General features: G+C 72.8%; 10 protein-coding genes and 1 pseudogene. 8 read left to right on the top strand and 3 right to left on the bottom strand.

The annotated features are described in order from the left end of the window. Positions 1-224 precede the first annotated feature (224 nt). Positions 225-3,026, top strand: coding sequence for a pyruvate dehydrogenase (acetyl-transferring), homodimeric type (gene aceE, locus QE405_RS03965; RefSeq protein WP_307198914.1), 2,802 nt, complete (start codon positions 225-227; stop codon positions 3,024-3,026). A 219-nt stretch (positions 3,027-3,245) separates the two neighbouring features. After that, a pseudogene (locus QE405_RS20880) lies at positions 3,246-3,407 on the top strand (dynamin family protein); the annotation flags it as partial. Positions 3,408-3,598: 191 nt separating this feature from the next. Here QE405_RS20880 and QE405_RS03960 read toward each other — a convergent pair. Further along, the gene (locus QE405_RS03960) at positions 3,599-4,732 is read right to left on the bottom strand and encodes an IS30 family transposase (protein WP_307198779.1); all 1,134 of its coding nucleotides are present in this window, start codon (positions 4,730-4,732) and stop codon (positions 3,599-3,601) included. A 285-nt stretch (positions 4,733-5,017) separates the two neighbouring features. Continuing rightward, the gene (locus QE405_RS03955) at positions 5,018-6,028 is read right to left on the bottom strand and encodes an alpha/beta fold hydrolase (RefSeq protein WP_307198913.1); all 1,011 of its coding nucleotides are present in this window, start codon (positions 6,026-6,028) and stop codon (positions 5,018-5,020) included. A 115-nt stretch (positions 6,029-6,143) separates the two neighbouring features. Between QE405_RS03955 and QE405_RS03950 the strand changes: the two genes are divergently transcribed. The 6 genes from QE405_RS03950 to QE405_RS03925 all read left to right on the top strand — a co-directional run bounded on the left by QE405_RS03950 (position 6,144) and on the right by QE405_RS03925 (position 12,862). Then, positions 6,144-7,451 (top strand): PucR family transcriptional regulator, encoded by a 1,308-nt coding sequence (locus QE405_RS03950; protein WP_307198912.1) that lies wholly within the window; start codon positions 6,144-6,146, stop codon positions 7,449-7,451. Positions 7,452-7,582: 131 nt separating this feature from the next. Beyond that, positions 7,583-8,767, top strand: coding sequence for an acyltransferase domain-containing protein (locus tag QE405_RS03945; RefSeq protein WP_307198911.1), 1,185 nt, complete (start codon positions 7,583-7,585; stop codon positions 8,765-8,767). Continuing rightward, positions 8,767-9,777, top strand: a complete 1,011-nt coding sequence (locus QE405_RS03940) for a beta-ketoacyl-ACP synthase III (RefSeq protein ID WP_307198910.1) — start codon at positions 8,767-8,769, stop codon at positions 9,775-9,777. Before QE405_RS03945 ends, QE405_RS03940 begins: the two co-directional genes overlap by 1 nt. Positions 9,778-9,851: 74 nt before the next feature. Beyond that, positions 9,852-10,097: an acyl carrier protein gene (locus QE405_RS03935; protein WP_307198909.1), complete on the top strand. Its 246-nt coding sequence runs from the start codon at positions 9,852-9,854 to the stop codon at positions 10,095-10,097. 51 nt (positions 10,098-10,148) lie between these two features. Continuing rightward, on the top strand, positions 10,149-11,396 hold the full coding sequence (locus QE405_RS03930; protein ID WP_307198908.1) for a beta-ketoacyl-[acyl-carrier-protein] synthase family protein: 1,248 nt from the start codon (positions 10,149-10,151) through the stop codon (positions 11,394-11,396). Beyond that, complete coding sequence (locus QE405_RS03925; protein WP_307198907.1) at positions 11,396-12,862, top strand: acyl-CoA carboxylase subunit beta; 1,467 nt, start codon at positions 11,396-11,398, stop codon at positions 12,860-12,862. The genes QE405_RS03930 and QE405_RS03925 overlap by 1 nt, the downstream gene beginning before the upstream one ends. A 105-nt stretch (positions 12,863-12,967) precedes the next feature. Here QE405_RS03925 and QE405_RS03920 read toward each other — a convergent pair whose 3' ends face one another. Then, positions 12,968-13,486 (bottom strand): DUF3145 domain-containing protein, encoded by a 519-nt coding sequence (locus tag QE405_RS03920; protein WP_307198906.1) that lies wholly within the window; start codon positions 13,484-13,486, stop codon positions 12,968-12,970. Positions 13,487-13,540: the final 54 nt, after the last annotated feature.

The following is a 13,540-nucleotide window of genomic DNA, read 5'->3' as shown; positions in this document are numbered from 1 at the left end:
CTTCCCTGCTGTCTCGACCTGTCGGTCCTGCCTGTCGCCGCGCGCCTGCACGCGGCGTGCCCCGTAGTCCAGCCGGTTTCCGCAGCCCGCGCAACCCATTCGTCCCCAACGGGCGGCGCGAGTTGCCGCCGAGCCTCCCGCTACGACGCGCGCCGCCCGCGTCCGCGCGCGAGCGCGCCCACGTACCCACGGGTAGATTTCTTGTGGCTGCGCCACGTGCGACGATGGCCGACGTGACCGCTGACCCGACACCCCGACCCAGCCAGTCGCGTCCCACTTCACCGTCCGTGATCCATGAGGGCCTGCCGACCCAGTTGCCCGACATCGACCCCGACGAGACGCACGAGTGGCTCGACTCCTTCGACTCCCTGATCGAGGACCGTGGGCGCGACCGCGCCCGCTACCTGATGCTGAGACTCCTCGAGCGGGCCCGGGAGAAGCAGGTCGGCGTGCCGGCCCTGCGCTCCACGGACTACATCAACACGATCCCGCCCGAGCGCGAACCGTGGTTCCCCGGCGACGAGGAGATCGAGCGCCGCATCCGGGCCTACATCCGGTGGAACGCCGCGATGATGGTGTCGAGCGCGAACCGCAAGGGCCTGGAGGTCGGCGGCCACATCGCGACCTACCAGTCCTCCGCCAGCCTCTACGAGGTCGGCTTCAACCACTTCTTCCGCGGCAAGGACGCCCCCGGCGGCGGCGACCAGGTCTACATCCAGGGCCACGCCTCCCCCGGTGTCTACGCCCGCGCGTTCCTCGAGGGCCGTCTCTCCGAGGAGCAGCTGTACCGCTTCCGCCAGGAGGTGCAGCACGGTGTCGGGCAGGGTCTCTCGTCGTACCCCCACCCCCGGCTCATGCCCGGGTTCTGGGAGTTCCCGACCGTGTCGATGGGTCTCACGGCCATCGGGTCGATCTACCAGGCGCGCTTCAACCGCTACCTGCAGAACCGCGGCATCAAGGACACCTCGCAGCAGCACGTGTGGGCCTTCCTCGGCGACGGCGAGATGGCCGAGCCCGAGTCGCTCGGCGCCATCCGGGTCGCGGCCCGCGAGGAGCTCGACAACCTCACCTGGGTCATCAACTGCAACCTGCAGCAGCTCGACGGCCCGGTGACGGGCAACGGCAAGATCATCCAGGAGCTCGAGTCCAACTTCCGGGGCGCGGGCTGGAACGTCATCAAGGTCGTCTGGGGCCGTGAGTGGGACCAGCTGCTGGCCCGCGACGTCGACGGCGTGCTCGTCAACAAGATGAACAGCACCCCCGACGGCGCCTTCCAGACCTACTCGGTCGAGTCCGGCGACTACATCCGCGAGAGCTTCTTCGGCGGCGACCCGCGCCTGCGCGCCATGGTCGAGCACATGTCGGACGAGCAGATCCGCAAGCTCCCGCGCGGTGGTCACGACTACCGCAAGGTCTACTCGGCCTTCGACGCCGCGACCAAGCACACGGGTCAGCCGACGGTGATCCTGGCGCAGACCATCAAGGGCTGGACGATCGACGCCCTCGAGGGCAAGAACGCCACGCACCAGATGAAGAAGCTGACGAAGGACGACGTCAAGCGCTTCCGCGACCGGCTCTACCTGCCGATCTCGGACCGGGACCTCGACCTCGCCTACGAGGAGACGGGCGCCGCGCCCTTCTTCCACCCGGGCGAGAAGTCCCCCGAGATGGAGTACATGATGGAGCGGCGCAAGCAGCTCGGCGGCTCGCTGCCGAAGCGCGTCAACCGCTCGACCATGCTCAAGCTCCCGGGCGACAAGGTCTACGCGGAGCTCAAGAAGGGCGCCGGCAAGAACAAGGTCGCCACGACCATGGCCGCCGTCCGCCTGCTGCGCGACTGGATGCGCGACCCGGAGATCGGCGCCCGCATCGTGCCGATCGCCCCGGACGAGTACCGCACGTTCGGCATGGACTCGATGTTCCCGAGCGCCAAGGTCTACAACCCGATGGGGCAGACCTACGAGTCGGTCGACCGCAACATGCTGCTGGCCTACAAGGAGTCGACCTCGGGGCAGCTGCTCCACGAGGGCATCTCCGAGGCGGGCGCCATGGCGTCGGCGACGGCCGCGGGCTCGGCGTACGCCACCCACGGCGAGACGATGATCCCGTTCTACATCTTCTACTCGATGTTCGGGTTCCAGCGCACGGGCGACTCGATCTGGGCCATGGCCGACCAGCTCTCCCGGGGCTTCCTCGTGGGTGCGACCGCCGGACGCACGACGCTGACCGGTGAGGGCCTGCAGCACGCCGACGGGCACTCCCCGCTGCTGGCGTCGACGAACCCCGCGGTCGTGCACTACGACCCGGCGTTCTCCTACGAGGTGGCGCACGTGATGCGGTCCGGCCTCGAGCGCATGTACGGCGCGACCGAGCAGCACCCGCAGGGCGAGGACGTCATCTTCTACCTCACGGTCTACAACGAGCCGGTGGCGCAGCCGGCCGAGCCGGAGGACGTGGACGTCGAGGGCATCCTCAAGGGCATCCACAAGGTCTCCACGTCGGAGGCCCAGGGCCCGCGCGTGCAGCTGCTCGCGTCGGGCGTCGGCTTCCCGTGGATCGCCGAGGCGCAGCGCCTGCTGGCCGAGGAGTGGGGCGTCGCCGCGGACACGTGGTCGGTGACCTCGTGGAACGAGCTGGCCCGGGACGGCGTCGCCGCCGAGGAGTGGAACCTCCTGCACCCGAGCGAGACCCCGCGCACGGCGTACGTGGCCGACAAGCTCGCCGGCTCCGACGGCCCGGTCATCGCGGTGTCGGACTACATGGCCGCGGTGCCCCTCCAGATCGCCCGCTGGGTGCCGGAGGACTACCGGGTGCTCGGTGCGGACGGGTTCGGCTTCGCCGACACCCGCCCGTCGGCGCGGCGCTTCTTCCACATCGACGCCCAGTCGGTCGTGGTCGCGGCGCTGCAGTCGCTGGCCGAGGCCGGCGAGATCGACCCGTCGGTCGTGCAGAAGGCGTTCGACGCCTACCGCGTGGACGACCCGACGGCCGTGAAGGACGTCAAGCAGGAGGGCGGCGACGCCTGACGCGTCACCACCCGACGAGGGGCCGCGGAGCCCGGACCGAGAAAAAGTCGATCGGTCCGGGAACATCCGCGGCCCCTCGTGCATCCCACCGACGTGAGCACCCCTCCGAGCGCACCCGTGGCGCGGGCCGAGCCCCGTGAGTACCCCATCCGGGTGCGCCTGCAGCCGAGCCAGAAGAAGGCGCTCGGCGGGGCCGTCGGCCTGCTGACGAAGCTGGGCATGACGGAGGACGTCGCCCTCGCCATGACGCCGGTGAGCGCCGTCCCGCCCCCGCCGTCGGTGGTCGTGGTCGGCGAGGTCAAGCGCGGCAAGAGCACGCTGGTCAACGCTCTCACCGGCGCCGAGGTCTCCCCCACCGCGGCCGAGGTGGTCACGACGGGCGTCATCGCGGTGGTGCCGCCGTCCGACGACCTGCCGGAGGGTACGGCGCGGGGACGAATGTTCCCCGGACCGCGAGAGCTTTCTCCTGGGCCGCCCGAGTGCCCCGAGGGCCCGCGGAAAGGAAAACGCGGACGCGGTCCAGCCCGGCGGAAAGAGAACGCGGACTCTCGGCCGCGACACGCCGGGCGGCTTCAGGTGGTCGGTGCAACGTTGAGTAGTTGTTGGAGCCTATCGGCGGGGGTGTCCCAGTTGAGGGTTTGGCGGGGGCGGATGTTGAGGAGGCGTTCGGTCTCGGTGATGTCGGCGTCGCTGACGTGGTTGAAGTCGGTGCCCTTGGGGTGGATGTCGCGCACGAGTCCGTTGGTGTTCTCGTTGGTGCCGCGTTGCCAGGGGCTGTGGGGGTCGGCGAAGTAGACGGGGCATCCGGTGGCCAGGGTGAAGGTGGTGTGCGCGGCCATCTCGCTGCCCTGGTCCCAGGTCAGCGAGCGGCGCAACGACTCGGGCAGGTTGGTCATCATCGTGACCAGGGCAGCTGCGACGGTGGTGGCGTCGTGGGTCAGCGGCAGCCGTCGGATCAGGGCGTAGCGGGTCGAGCGTTCGACCAGGGTGATCAACGCCGAACGCCCGCCGGCGCCGATGACGAGGTCGCCCTCCCAGTGCCCGGGTACGGCGCGGTCGGCGGCTTCGGGTGGGCGGTGGCTGATGTGGGCCTCGGCACCGATCCAGGACCGGTTGGACCGTGGGGGCAGCGCCGAGCGGGGCCGACGGCTGGTGCGGCCGCTGCGCAACGCTTTCTCGACCTTCAGCTCCTCACGCAGCGATCCCTTGCCCTGCACGTAGAGCGCTTGGTAGATCGTCTCGTGGCTCACCTGCATATCGTCGCGCCCCGGATAGCACCGCCGCAGATCCTGGCTGACCTGCACGGGTGAGAACCGGTTGTTCAACCGGACCAGCACCGCTGCGCGCAGCACCTCACCGGCACCCCCATCCACACCCGCATCCACACCCGCATCCACGCCGGTGTCTGCACGAACTGCGAGCTTGGACGGGCGGGGCCGGGGCCGGCGCTGCTCGGTCATCACCTGCGCTGCAGCAGCGTGGTAGCGACCCAGGCGGGTGTTGCGGGCCAGTTCGCGTCCCACCGTGCTGCGGTGCACCCCGAGCTCGGCAGCGATCCGTGCTGGACACCGTCCCTCGCTGCGACGGATCTGGATCAAGGCCCGCCCGGCCTGGCTCAACCGGCCGTGCTCATCGACCCAGTCACCGTCCAGCGGGGGTGGATGGGCACCGACAACACCGCCGTGGCGGCCCTTGCGCAGTCGCATGCCAGCGACTGTGGCCCATGAAGCCACCGTGTCTCGATCCCACCCCAGCAACTCGGACACCTGCTTCGCCGGGACCCCGGCCGCCAACAGCCCCAGACCCCGCGCACGCGCCGCTTCTTGATCCCGCAACACAACCCCCACAGCCGTGTTGCACCGACCACTAGAAACCGCCCCGAGGGCCCCGACCTTCCGGTCCGCGTTTTCTTCCGCCAGGTCGGACGCCGCGCGCACTTTCCTCAGCCGGGCGCGGCCCCCGGCCCCGGGCCCGAGGGCCCGGCGTGGCGCTCAGGCGCCCCGGCCCGACGTGACGGCCCGGGGACCGCGGGGCAGCGGCGTCGGCCGCACGGGACGGCTGCCGGCCTCGGCCTGCGCCACCGACGCGGCCGGCCCCTGGGTCAGGTAGCGGCGCCAGCGGGCGCGGCTGTACGTCGCGGGTCGGGTCGTCGCGACGAAGTCCTCGAGGATCGCGACGAACCGCTCGGGGTGGTTCTTGTGGGGGAAGTGACCGGCGTCGGGCACGAGCTCGATGCGGGCCCGCGGGGCGAGCACGGCCGCGTTGGCGGCGTGGGAGGCGGGGATCACGCGGTCCTCGGTGCCCCAGACCACGAGCATCGGCATGGCCTCGGTCAGGTAGGCGCGGTCCGCCATGGTCACGACCTGGCCGTGCCAGTCGACCACGTGGCGCACCACGTGGCGGACCGCCGCCCGCGCCCGCGGGTCGCGGAACGTCTCGAGGATCTCCGCGATCTCCGCCAGGTCGCGCGTGTGGCTCGTCGGCACCTGCCCGAGCGCGCGGAGGGACCCGACCACGGCGTGCCGCACGCCGGGCAGCATGAGCGCACCGACCGCCTGGTGGAACCCGGGCGTCGTGATGGCCCGGATGAACGGCGTCACCTCGGGACCGAGCCCGCCGCTGGCGACGAGCACGAGCCGCTCGGTGCGCTCGGGGAACTGGTAGGCGAACTGCATCGCGACGCCACCGCCGAAGCTGTGGCCGACCACGGTCACCTTGTCCACCCCGAGCACCGTCAGCAGGTCCCGCATGCCGTTGGCGTAGCCGCCCACGCTGTAGTCGGCGCGCGGCTTGGCCGAGGCACCGTGCCCCAGCAGGTCCGGAGCGATGACCGTGTGGGTCCGGGCGAGGGCCTGCACCACCGGGGCCCACGTGGTGTGGTCGCAGCCGAGACCGTGGAGGAGGAGCAGCACGGGGCCCTCGCCGGCGACGACGTAGGCCCGTCGGTGGCCGTGCACCTCGACGTACCGGACCTCGGGGGGAGCGGACGAGATCGTGCCCACGGGTCCTCCTCATGCGCGACGACCGGACGAGAGGCATCCAACCAGGCCCACCACCGGGAGCGGGCGGCCGTGACGCAGACGTCACGCAGCCGTGACCGGCCACTATCCTCGGACGGTGGTCACCCCTCCGCCCCCGCCCCCCTCGGCGGCGGACGACGCCGAGCACCGGGCCCGCACGGCCGACGCGCTGCAGCGGGCCCTCGGCAGCCTGAGCACCGCCGCGACGCAGCGGATGGAGTCGGACGTCGCGTGGTTCCGCGACCTGTCCGCGGAGGACCGCTCGTGGGTGGGCTTCGTGATCCAGGCGGGCATCCGCAGCTTCGTCGAGTGGTGGCGCCACGGCGGTGAGGACCAGCCCGCCGACACCCTCATCGCGGGCACCGTCTTCGGCGCCGCCCCCCGGGCCCTCGCCGGGGTCATCACGCTCCAGCAGACCGTCGACCTCGTGCGACTCGCGATCGACGTCGTCGAGGCCAACGTCGAGCCCCTCCTCGAGCCGGTCGACCGCGCGGCGGTCCACGCCGGGGTGCTGCACTACGGGCGCGAGCTCGCCTTCGCGACCGCCCGCGTCTACGCCCGGGCGGCCGAGCTGCGCGGGGCGTGGGACGCCCGCCTCGAGGCGCTCGTCGTCGACAGCGTCGTGCGGGGCGACGCCGACGCCGAGGTGCTGTCGCGCGCCAGCGCGCTGGGTTGGGGGCAGGGCCGCGGCGTGTGCGTCGTCGTGGGTGACGTCGCGACGAGCCGGCCGGCCCCCGACCTCGTGGGAGAAGTACGTCGCCGTGCCCTCGCCCGCGTCTCCGACGTGCTGTGCGCGATCCAGGGGCACCGCCTCGTGGTGGTGCTCGGCGGGGTCCGACGGGAGGGGCGCCCGGGGACGGACGACGACGGCGCCCAGCCGGGCGTGCTGGACGCCGCCGCGGCGGTGCTCGACCAGTTCGACGACGGGACGGTCGTGGTCGGACCGTGGGTCGAGGACCTCGCGGCCGCCCACGTCTCGGCACGGGAGGCCGTCGCCGCACACGCGGTCGCGGTCGCGTGGCCCGACGCGCCCCGGCCGGTGCATGCGCTCGACCTCCTGCCGGAGCGGTTGCTCGCCGGTGAGCGCGGGGCCGGCGCCCAGCTGCTCGACCACGTGCACCGGCCGCTGGCGGAGCACCGGTCGGCGCTCGTCGAGACGCTGACGACCTTCTTCGCGCAGCGGTCCTCCATCGAGGCCACCGCGCGGGCGCTCTTCGTGCACCCCAACACGGTGCGCTACCGCCTGGCGCAGGTCGCCGAGGTCACGGGGTGCACCCCGGCCGACCCCCGGGACGGCTTCACGCTGCAGATCGCCCTGGCCCTGGGCCGGCAGGTCGTGCGGGACGGCGCGCGGGACGGTGGGCGCGAGGGTGCACGGGAGGAACTCGGACCGACGTCGGCCTGAACCCTCGACGACGAGCCGGCGGTCGGGACCGAGCGGTAACCCGCTTTTGGAGGGTCTCCACAACGACAGGGCCCTCAACTTCGTTCGCGGCGCGGGCGAGTGGTGGGAACGCCACAAGGCACAGTAGGGGGGTGCTCGTCGTACTCGCGCCCGGACAGGGCGCCCAGACCCCCGGCTTCCTCCGCCCCTGGCTCGAGGACTCGACGTTCGCGACGCGGTTCGCCTACCTCTCGAGCGTCGCCGACCTCGACCTCGCCCACTACGGCACCGAGGCGGACGCGGAGACGATCCGCGACACGCAGATCGCCCAGCCGCTCCTCGTCGCGGCCGGCCTCGTCACCGCCCTCGAGCTCTTCCCGCACCCGGCGGACGGCTTCGACAGGGTCGGCGCCGTCGCGGGCCACAGCGTCGGCGAGCTCGCCGCCGCTGCGGGCGCCCGGGCCATCACCGCCGAGCAGGCGATGGTGCTCGTCCGCGAGCGCGGCCGCGCCATGGCCGCCGCCGCGAAGGTCACCCCGACCGGGATGACCGCCGTGCTCGGCGGCGACCGCGACGAGGTGCTGGCCGCGATCGCGAAGCACGGGCTGGTGCCCGCCAACGACAACGGCCCCGGCCAGGTCGTGGCCGCCGGCACGATGGAGCAGCTCGCCGCGTTCGCCGACGACGCGCCCGCGCGGGCGCGCCTCCGCCCCCTGAGCGTCGCCGGCGCCTTCCACACGCACCACATGGCCCCGGCCGTCGACCACCTCGGCGGTCTCGCCGCGGCCGTGTCGACCCACGACGCCCGCATCCCCGTCATCTCGAACCGCGACGGGCGCGTCGTGCACGAGGGCAAGGACGTGCTGCGCCGGATCGTGTCCCAGATCGCCAACCCGGTCCGCTGGGACCTCTGCATGGAGACCATGCTCGACCTGGGTGTCACCGGCGTGCTGGAGATGCCCCCGGCGGGCACCCTCACCGGCATCGCCAAGCGGGCGATGAAGGGCGTCGAGACGTTCGCGCTCAACACCCCCGACCAGCTGGACGACGCCCGGGACTTCGTGCGCAAGCACGGCGAGCGCTCGCTCATGACCACCAGCCCGACGTGGCGCATGGTGGTGTCACCGGCGAAGGGCACCTTCGAGCGCGACGAGGAGGCGGGCGCCAGCGAGGTGCTCTCCCCCGACGCGACCATCGGCTCCGTCGTCAGCCTCCGCGACCGCACGCCGGTCAAGGCGCTGCACGGTGGCCACGTCGTCGAGTGGCTCGTCGAGGACGGCGACCTGGTGTCCCCGGGCCAGCCCCTGCTGCGTCTCCACCCGTCGGGCGCCGCCTGATGGCCGCCGGCGTGACCCTCGGGGCGGGCACCGGGGCGGCGTACGCGCGGATCATGGGCGTCGGCGCCTACCGGCCGCGTCGGGTCGTCCCCAACAGCGAGGTCGTCGAGGCCATCGACTCGAGCGACGAGTGGATCCAGCAGCGCTCCGGCATCAAGGAGCGCCGCTGGGCGGCCGACGACGAGACCGTCGAGATGATGTCCGTCGAGGCGGCGCGCGAGGCGCTGGCCGCGGCCGACATCGACCCGCGCCAGGTGGACTGCGTGGTCGTCGCGACCGTCAGCCACATGCTCAACCTGCCGTCGGCGGCGACGGCGATCGCCCACCAGCTGGGCACGGAGCAGGCCGCCGCGTTCGACATCTCGGCCGCCTGCGCCGGCTTCTGCCACGGCGTGGCCCTCGCCTCCGACATGGTGCGCGGCGGCTCCGCCCGCCACGTGCTGGTCATCGGGGTCGAGCGGCTCAGCGACATGACCGACCCGACCGACCGCGGCACCGCGTTCATCTTCGCGGACGGCGCGGGCGCCGTCGTGGTCGGACCCTCCGAGACCCCGGCCATCGGTCCGGTGGTCTGGGGGTCGGACGGCGAGCAGTACGACCTGATCCGCCAGAAGGCGGACTGGCGTGACGTCGTCGCCTCCGACTCCCCCACGTTCCCGTTCATGGCGATGCAGGGCGCGGCGGTCTTCCGCTGGGCCTCCTTCGCCATGGCGAAGACCGCGCAGCAGGCGGTCGACCGTGCCGGCATCCGCGTCGAGGACCTCGACGTGTTCGTGCCGCACCAGGCGAACATGCGCATCACCGACGCGATGGCCCGGGCGATGAAGCTCCCCGCCCACGTGCGGATCGCGCGTGACATCGCCGAGCAGGGGAACACGTCGGCGGCATCGATCCCCATGGCGCTCGCGCGCATGGTCGCCGACGGAGAGGCACGCTCGGGCGATCTCGCCCTGCTCGTCGCCTTCGGCGCCGGCCTGTCCTACGCGGCACAGGTCGTCGTCGTCCCCTGAGCGCACCACCGAACAGCTCGACCCGCAGCACCCGGCTGCACCTCACTGCACCACCCACCCGGAAGGAACCCAGCATGGCCACCACCGAAGAGATCCGCACCGACCTCGCCGACATCGTCAACGAGGTCGCGGGCATCCCGGTCGAGGACGTCCAGCTCGACAAGTCGTTCGTCGACGACCTGGACGTCGACTCGCTGTCGATGGTCGAGGTCGTCGTGGCCTGCGAGGAGAAGTTCGGCGTCACCATCCCCGACGACGAGGTCAAGAACCTCAAGACCGTCGGCGACGCCGTGAGCTTCATCGAGAAGCACCAGGCCTGACCCAGGGCCCGACCGCCCCGCCCGCCGTACCCCAGCCAGCGAAGGATCCACATGAGCAGCACCCGTGTCGTCGTCACCGGTCTCGGAGCCACCTCCCCCGTGGGCGGTGACGTCGCGAGCACCTGGAACGCGCTCCTCGAGGGAACCTCGGGTGTCCGCGTGCTCACCGAGGACTGGGCCGAGACCCTGGGCTCGCGCATCGCCGCCCGGGTGGCGGTCGAGCCCACCGAGGTGCTGGAGCGGGTCAAGGCCCGCCGTCTCGACCGCTCCGGCCAGCTCGCGCTGGTCGCGGCGCTCGAGGCGTGGGCCGACGCCGGCTTCACGGGTCCGGCGGGCGAGGTCGACGTCGACCCGGAGCGGCTCGCCGTGGCGGTCGCCTCCGGGATCGGCGGCGTCACCACGCTGCTGTCCAACTACGACAACCTGCTGGCCTCGGGTCCGCGCCGGGTCTCGCCCCTCGCGATCCCGATGCTCATGCCCAACGGCCCCGCCGCGGCGGTCGGCCTGCGGGTGAACGCCAAGGCCGGCGTGCACACGCCCGTCTCCGCGTGCGCCAGCGGCAACGAGTCGATCGCCCTCGGCGTCGACCTCATCCGCCTCGGCCGCGCCGACGTCGTCGTCGTCGGCGGCACCGAGGCCGCGGTGCACCCGCTGCCCATGGCCGCCTTCGGCCAGATGATGGCGCTCTCCAAGCGCAACGACGACCCGGCGGCCGCCTCGCGGCCGTGGGACAAGGGCCGCGACGGCTTCGTGCTCGGCGAGGGCGCGGCCGTCCTGGTGCTCGAGTCGGAGGCGCACGCCAAGGCGCGCGGCGCCCGGGTGTACGCCGAGGTCGCGGGCGCCGCCGTCACCGCGGACTCCCACGACATCGCGCAGCCCGACCCCGCCGGGCTCGGCGCCACCCGCGCCATGAAGCGCGCGCTCGTCGAGGGTGACCTCGCGGCGAGCGACGTCGTGCACATCAACGCCCACGCGACCTCGACCCCGCAGGGCGACGTCGCGGAGGCGCTCGCCATCCGCAACGCGCTCGGCGACGCCGCCGGCTCCGCGGTGGTCACGTCCACCAAGTCGATGACGGGTCACCTGCTCGGCGCCGCCGGCGCCCTGGAGTCCGTCGCGACCATCCTGGCGCTGCACCACCGCACGGTCCCCGCGACCATCAACCTCGAGGACCCGGAGGACGTCGGCCTCGACCTGGCCGACAAGGTGCGCGACCTCCCCCAGGGCGACATCGCCGCCCTCAACAACTCGTTCGGCTTCGGCGGCCACAACGTCGCCATCGCCTTCCGGAGCGCCTGATGACCCAGACCGCCCAGCCGGCCCCCGCGGCCTCCCCCAACGCGAACCGCACGGTGAAGCCGAAGCTGCCGCGCGAGGAGGATCCCCGCAACCCGCTGACGCGGCTGACGGCCCTCTTCGACGCGGGCAGCCTCGAGCTGCTGACGCCCGACGACCTGTCGGGCATGCTGGCCGCCACCGGCACCGTGAACGGCGCCCGGGCCGTGGCCTTCTGCTCCGACGCCACCGTCATGGGTGGCGCCATGGGCGTCGACGGCTGCCAGGTGGTCGTGACGGCCTACCAGCGCGCCCTCACCGACGGCGTGCCGATCATCGGGCTCTGGCACTCGGGCGGTGCCCGGCTGGCGGAGGGCGTCGCGTCCCTGCACGCCGTCGGCCGCATCTTCGCCATCATGACGCAGGCCTCCGGTCGCATCCCCCAGATCTCCGTCGTGCTCGGCCCGGCGGCCGGCGGCGCGGCGTACGGCCCCGCGCTGACCGATGTCGTCGTGCTCGGCCCCGAGGGCCGCATCTTCGTGACCGGCCCCGACGTCGTGCGGTCCGTGACGGGCGAGGACGTCGACATGCTGCGGCTCGGTGGTCCCGAGCCGCACGGCCGACGCTCCGGCGTGGTCCACCTGCTCGCCGACAGCGAGGCGGACGCGCTCGCGCAGGCCCGCACCACGGCCTCGCTCCTCGGCGACCAGGGCACCCTGCGCGTCGAGACCGTCGAGGACACCGACCTCGAGGACCTGCTGCCCGAGTCGCGCAAGCGCGCCTACGACGTGCACCCCCTCATCGACGGCGTGCTCGACGAGGGCTCGAGCCTCGAGCTGCACGCCCGCTGGGCGCCCAACGTCGTCACGTCGCTGGGACGGCTCGGCGGACGGACCGTCGGCGTCGTCGCCAACAACCCGCTCCGGCTCGGCGGCTGCCTCGACTCGCTCTCTGCCGAGAAGGCCTCCCGCTTCGTGCGGCTGTGCGACGCCTTCGGCGTGCCGCTGGTCGTGCTCGTCGACGTGCCGGGCTACCTGCCGGGCGTCGGCCAGGAGTGGGACGGCGTGGTGCGCCGCGGCGCGAAGCTCCTCCACGCGTTCGCCGAGTGCGTGGTGCCGCGCGTGACCCTGGTGACCCGCAAGACCTACGGCGGCGCGTACATCGCGATGAACTCGCGCTCCCTGGGCGCCACGAAGGTGCTGGCCTGGCCCGGCGCCGAGGTGGCGGTCATGGGCGCGGTCGCGGCCATCCGCATCCTCCACCGCCGCAAGCTGGCCGAGGTCGCTCCCGACCTGCGCGAGCAGGTCGAGGCCGAGCTGGCCGCCGAGCACGAGCGCATCGCCGGCGGCGTCGAGAAGGCCGTCGAGATCGGTGTCGTCGACGAGATCGTCGAGCCGACCCGCACGCGCACGGCCATCGCCGCGGCCATCGACGCCGAGACCCAGGCGCAGGGCGTGCGTCGCGGGGCGCACGGCAACATCCCGCTCTGACGTCCCGTCCCCGACCGGGACGGACCAGACGCACGTACGCCGGAGGGCGGGCTCCCCGCGGGGGCCCGCCCTCCGGCGTACGTCAGGAGGAGGTCGGGGGGCGCCTCAGACGACCTGGTGCAGCCAGCGGACCGGGGCGCCGTCGCCCGCGTGCCGGAAGGTCTCGAGCTCGTCGTCCCACGGCTTGCCGAGCAGCCGGTCGACCTCGTCGAGCAGGTCCGTCTCCCCCAGCGCGGCCTTGAGCACGGCGGCCTTGAGCCGGTCCTCGGGGATGAGGATGTCGCCGTGCACGCCGGTGACGGCGTGGAAGATGCCGAGCTCGGGCGTGGAGGAGAAGCGCGCGCCCTCGGATCCGGCCGTGGGCTCCTCGGTGATCTCGAAGCGCAGGTGCTCCCAGCCGCGGAGCGCGGACACGACCTGGGCGGCCGATCCGACGGCACCGGTCCAGGACAGCTCGGCGCGGTAGGTCCCGACCTGGGCGCCCTGCGGGGTCCAGTCCAGGTTCACGGGCACGCCGAGGACGCCCGCGACGGCCCACTCGATGTGGGGGCACAGCGCAGACGGGGCGGAGTGCACGTAGAGGACACCCCGCGTGGTGACGCGAGCAGAGTTGTGCGCGGTCATCAGACCTCCTTCGTCCCGACGTCGAGCGACGCCTTCCCCAGCGATCTCGAGCCC

The organism is Nocardioides zeae (genome assembly GCF_030818655.1).
Lineage (GTDB): Bacteria > Actinomycetota > Actinomycetes > Propionibacteriales > Nocardioidaceae > Nocardioides > Nocardioides zeae_A.
The sequence above is the reverse complement of the archived record's forward strand: the minus strand, read 5'-3'. Positions and strand labels throughout refer to the sequence as shown.

Coding starts and splice junctions, on each gene's coding strand:
- aceE (WP_307198914.1), top strand. CDS start 225: ATGGCCGACGTGACCGCTGACCCGACACCCCGACCCAGCCAGTCGCGT.
- QE405_RS03960 (WP_307198779.1), bottom strand. CDS start 4,732: ATGCGACTGCGCAAGGGCCGCCACGGCGGTGTTGTCGGTGCCCATCCA.
- QE405_RS03940 (WP_307198910.1), top strand. CDS start 8,767: ATGGCCGCCGGCGTGACCCTCGGGGCGGGCACCGGGGCGGCGTACGCG.
- QE405_RS03935 (WP_307198909.1), top strand. CDS start 9,852: ATGGCCACCACCGAAGAGATCCGCACCGACCTCGCCGACATCGTCAAC.
- QE405_RS03930 (WP_307198908.1), top strand. CDS start 10,149: ATGAGCAGCACCCGTGTCGTCGTCACCGGTCTCGGAGCCACCTCCCCC.
- QE405_RS03925 (WP_307198907.1), top strand. CDS start 11,396: ATGACCCAGACCGCCCAGCCGGCCCCCGCGGCCTCCCCCAACGCGAAC.
- QE405_RS03920 (WP_307198906.1), bottom strand. CDS start 13,486: ATGACCGCGCACAACTCTGCTCGCGTCACCACGCGGGGTGTCCTCTAC.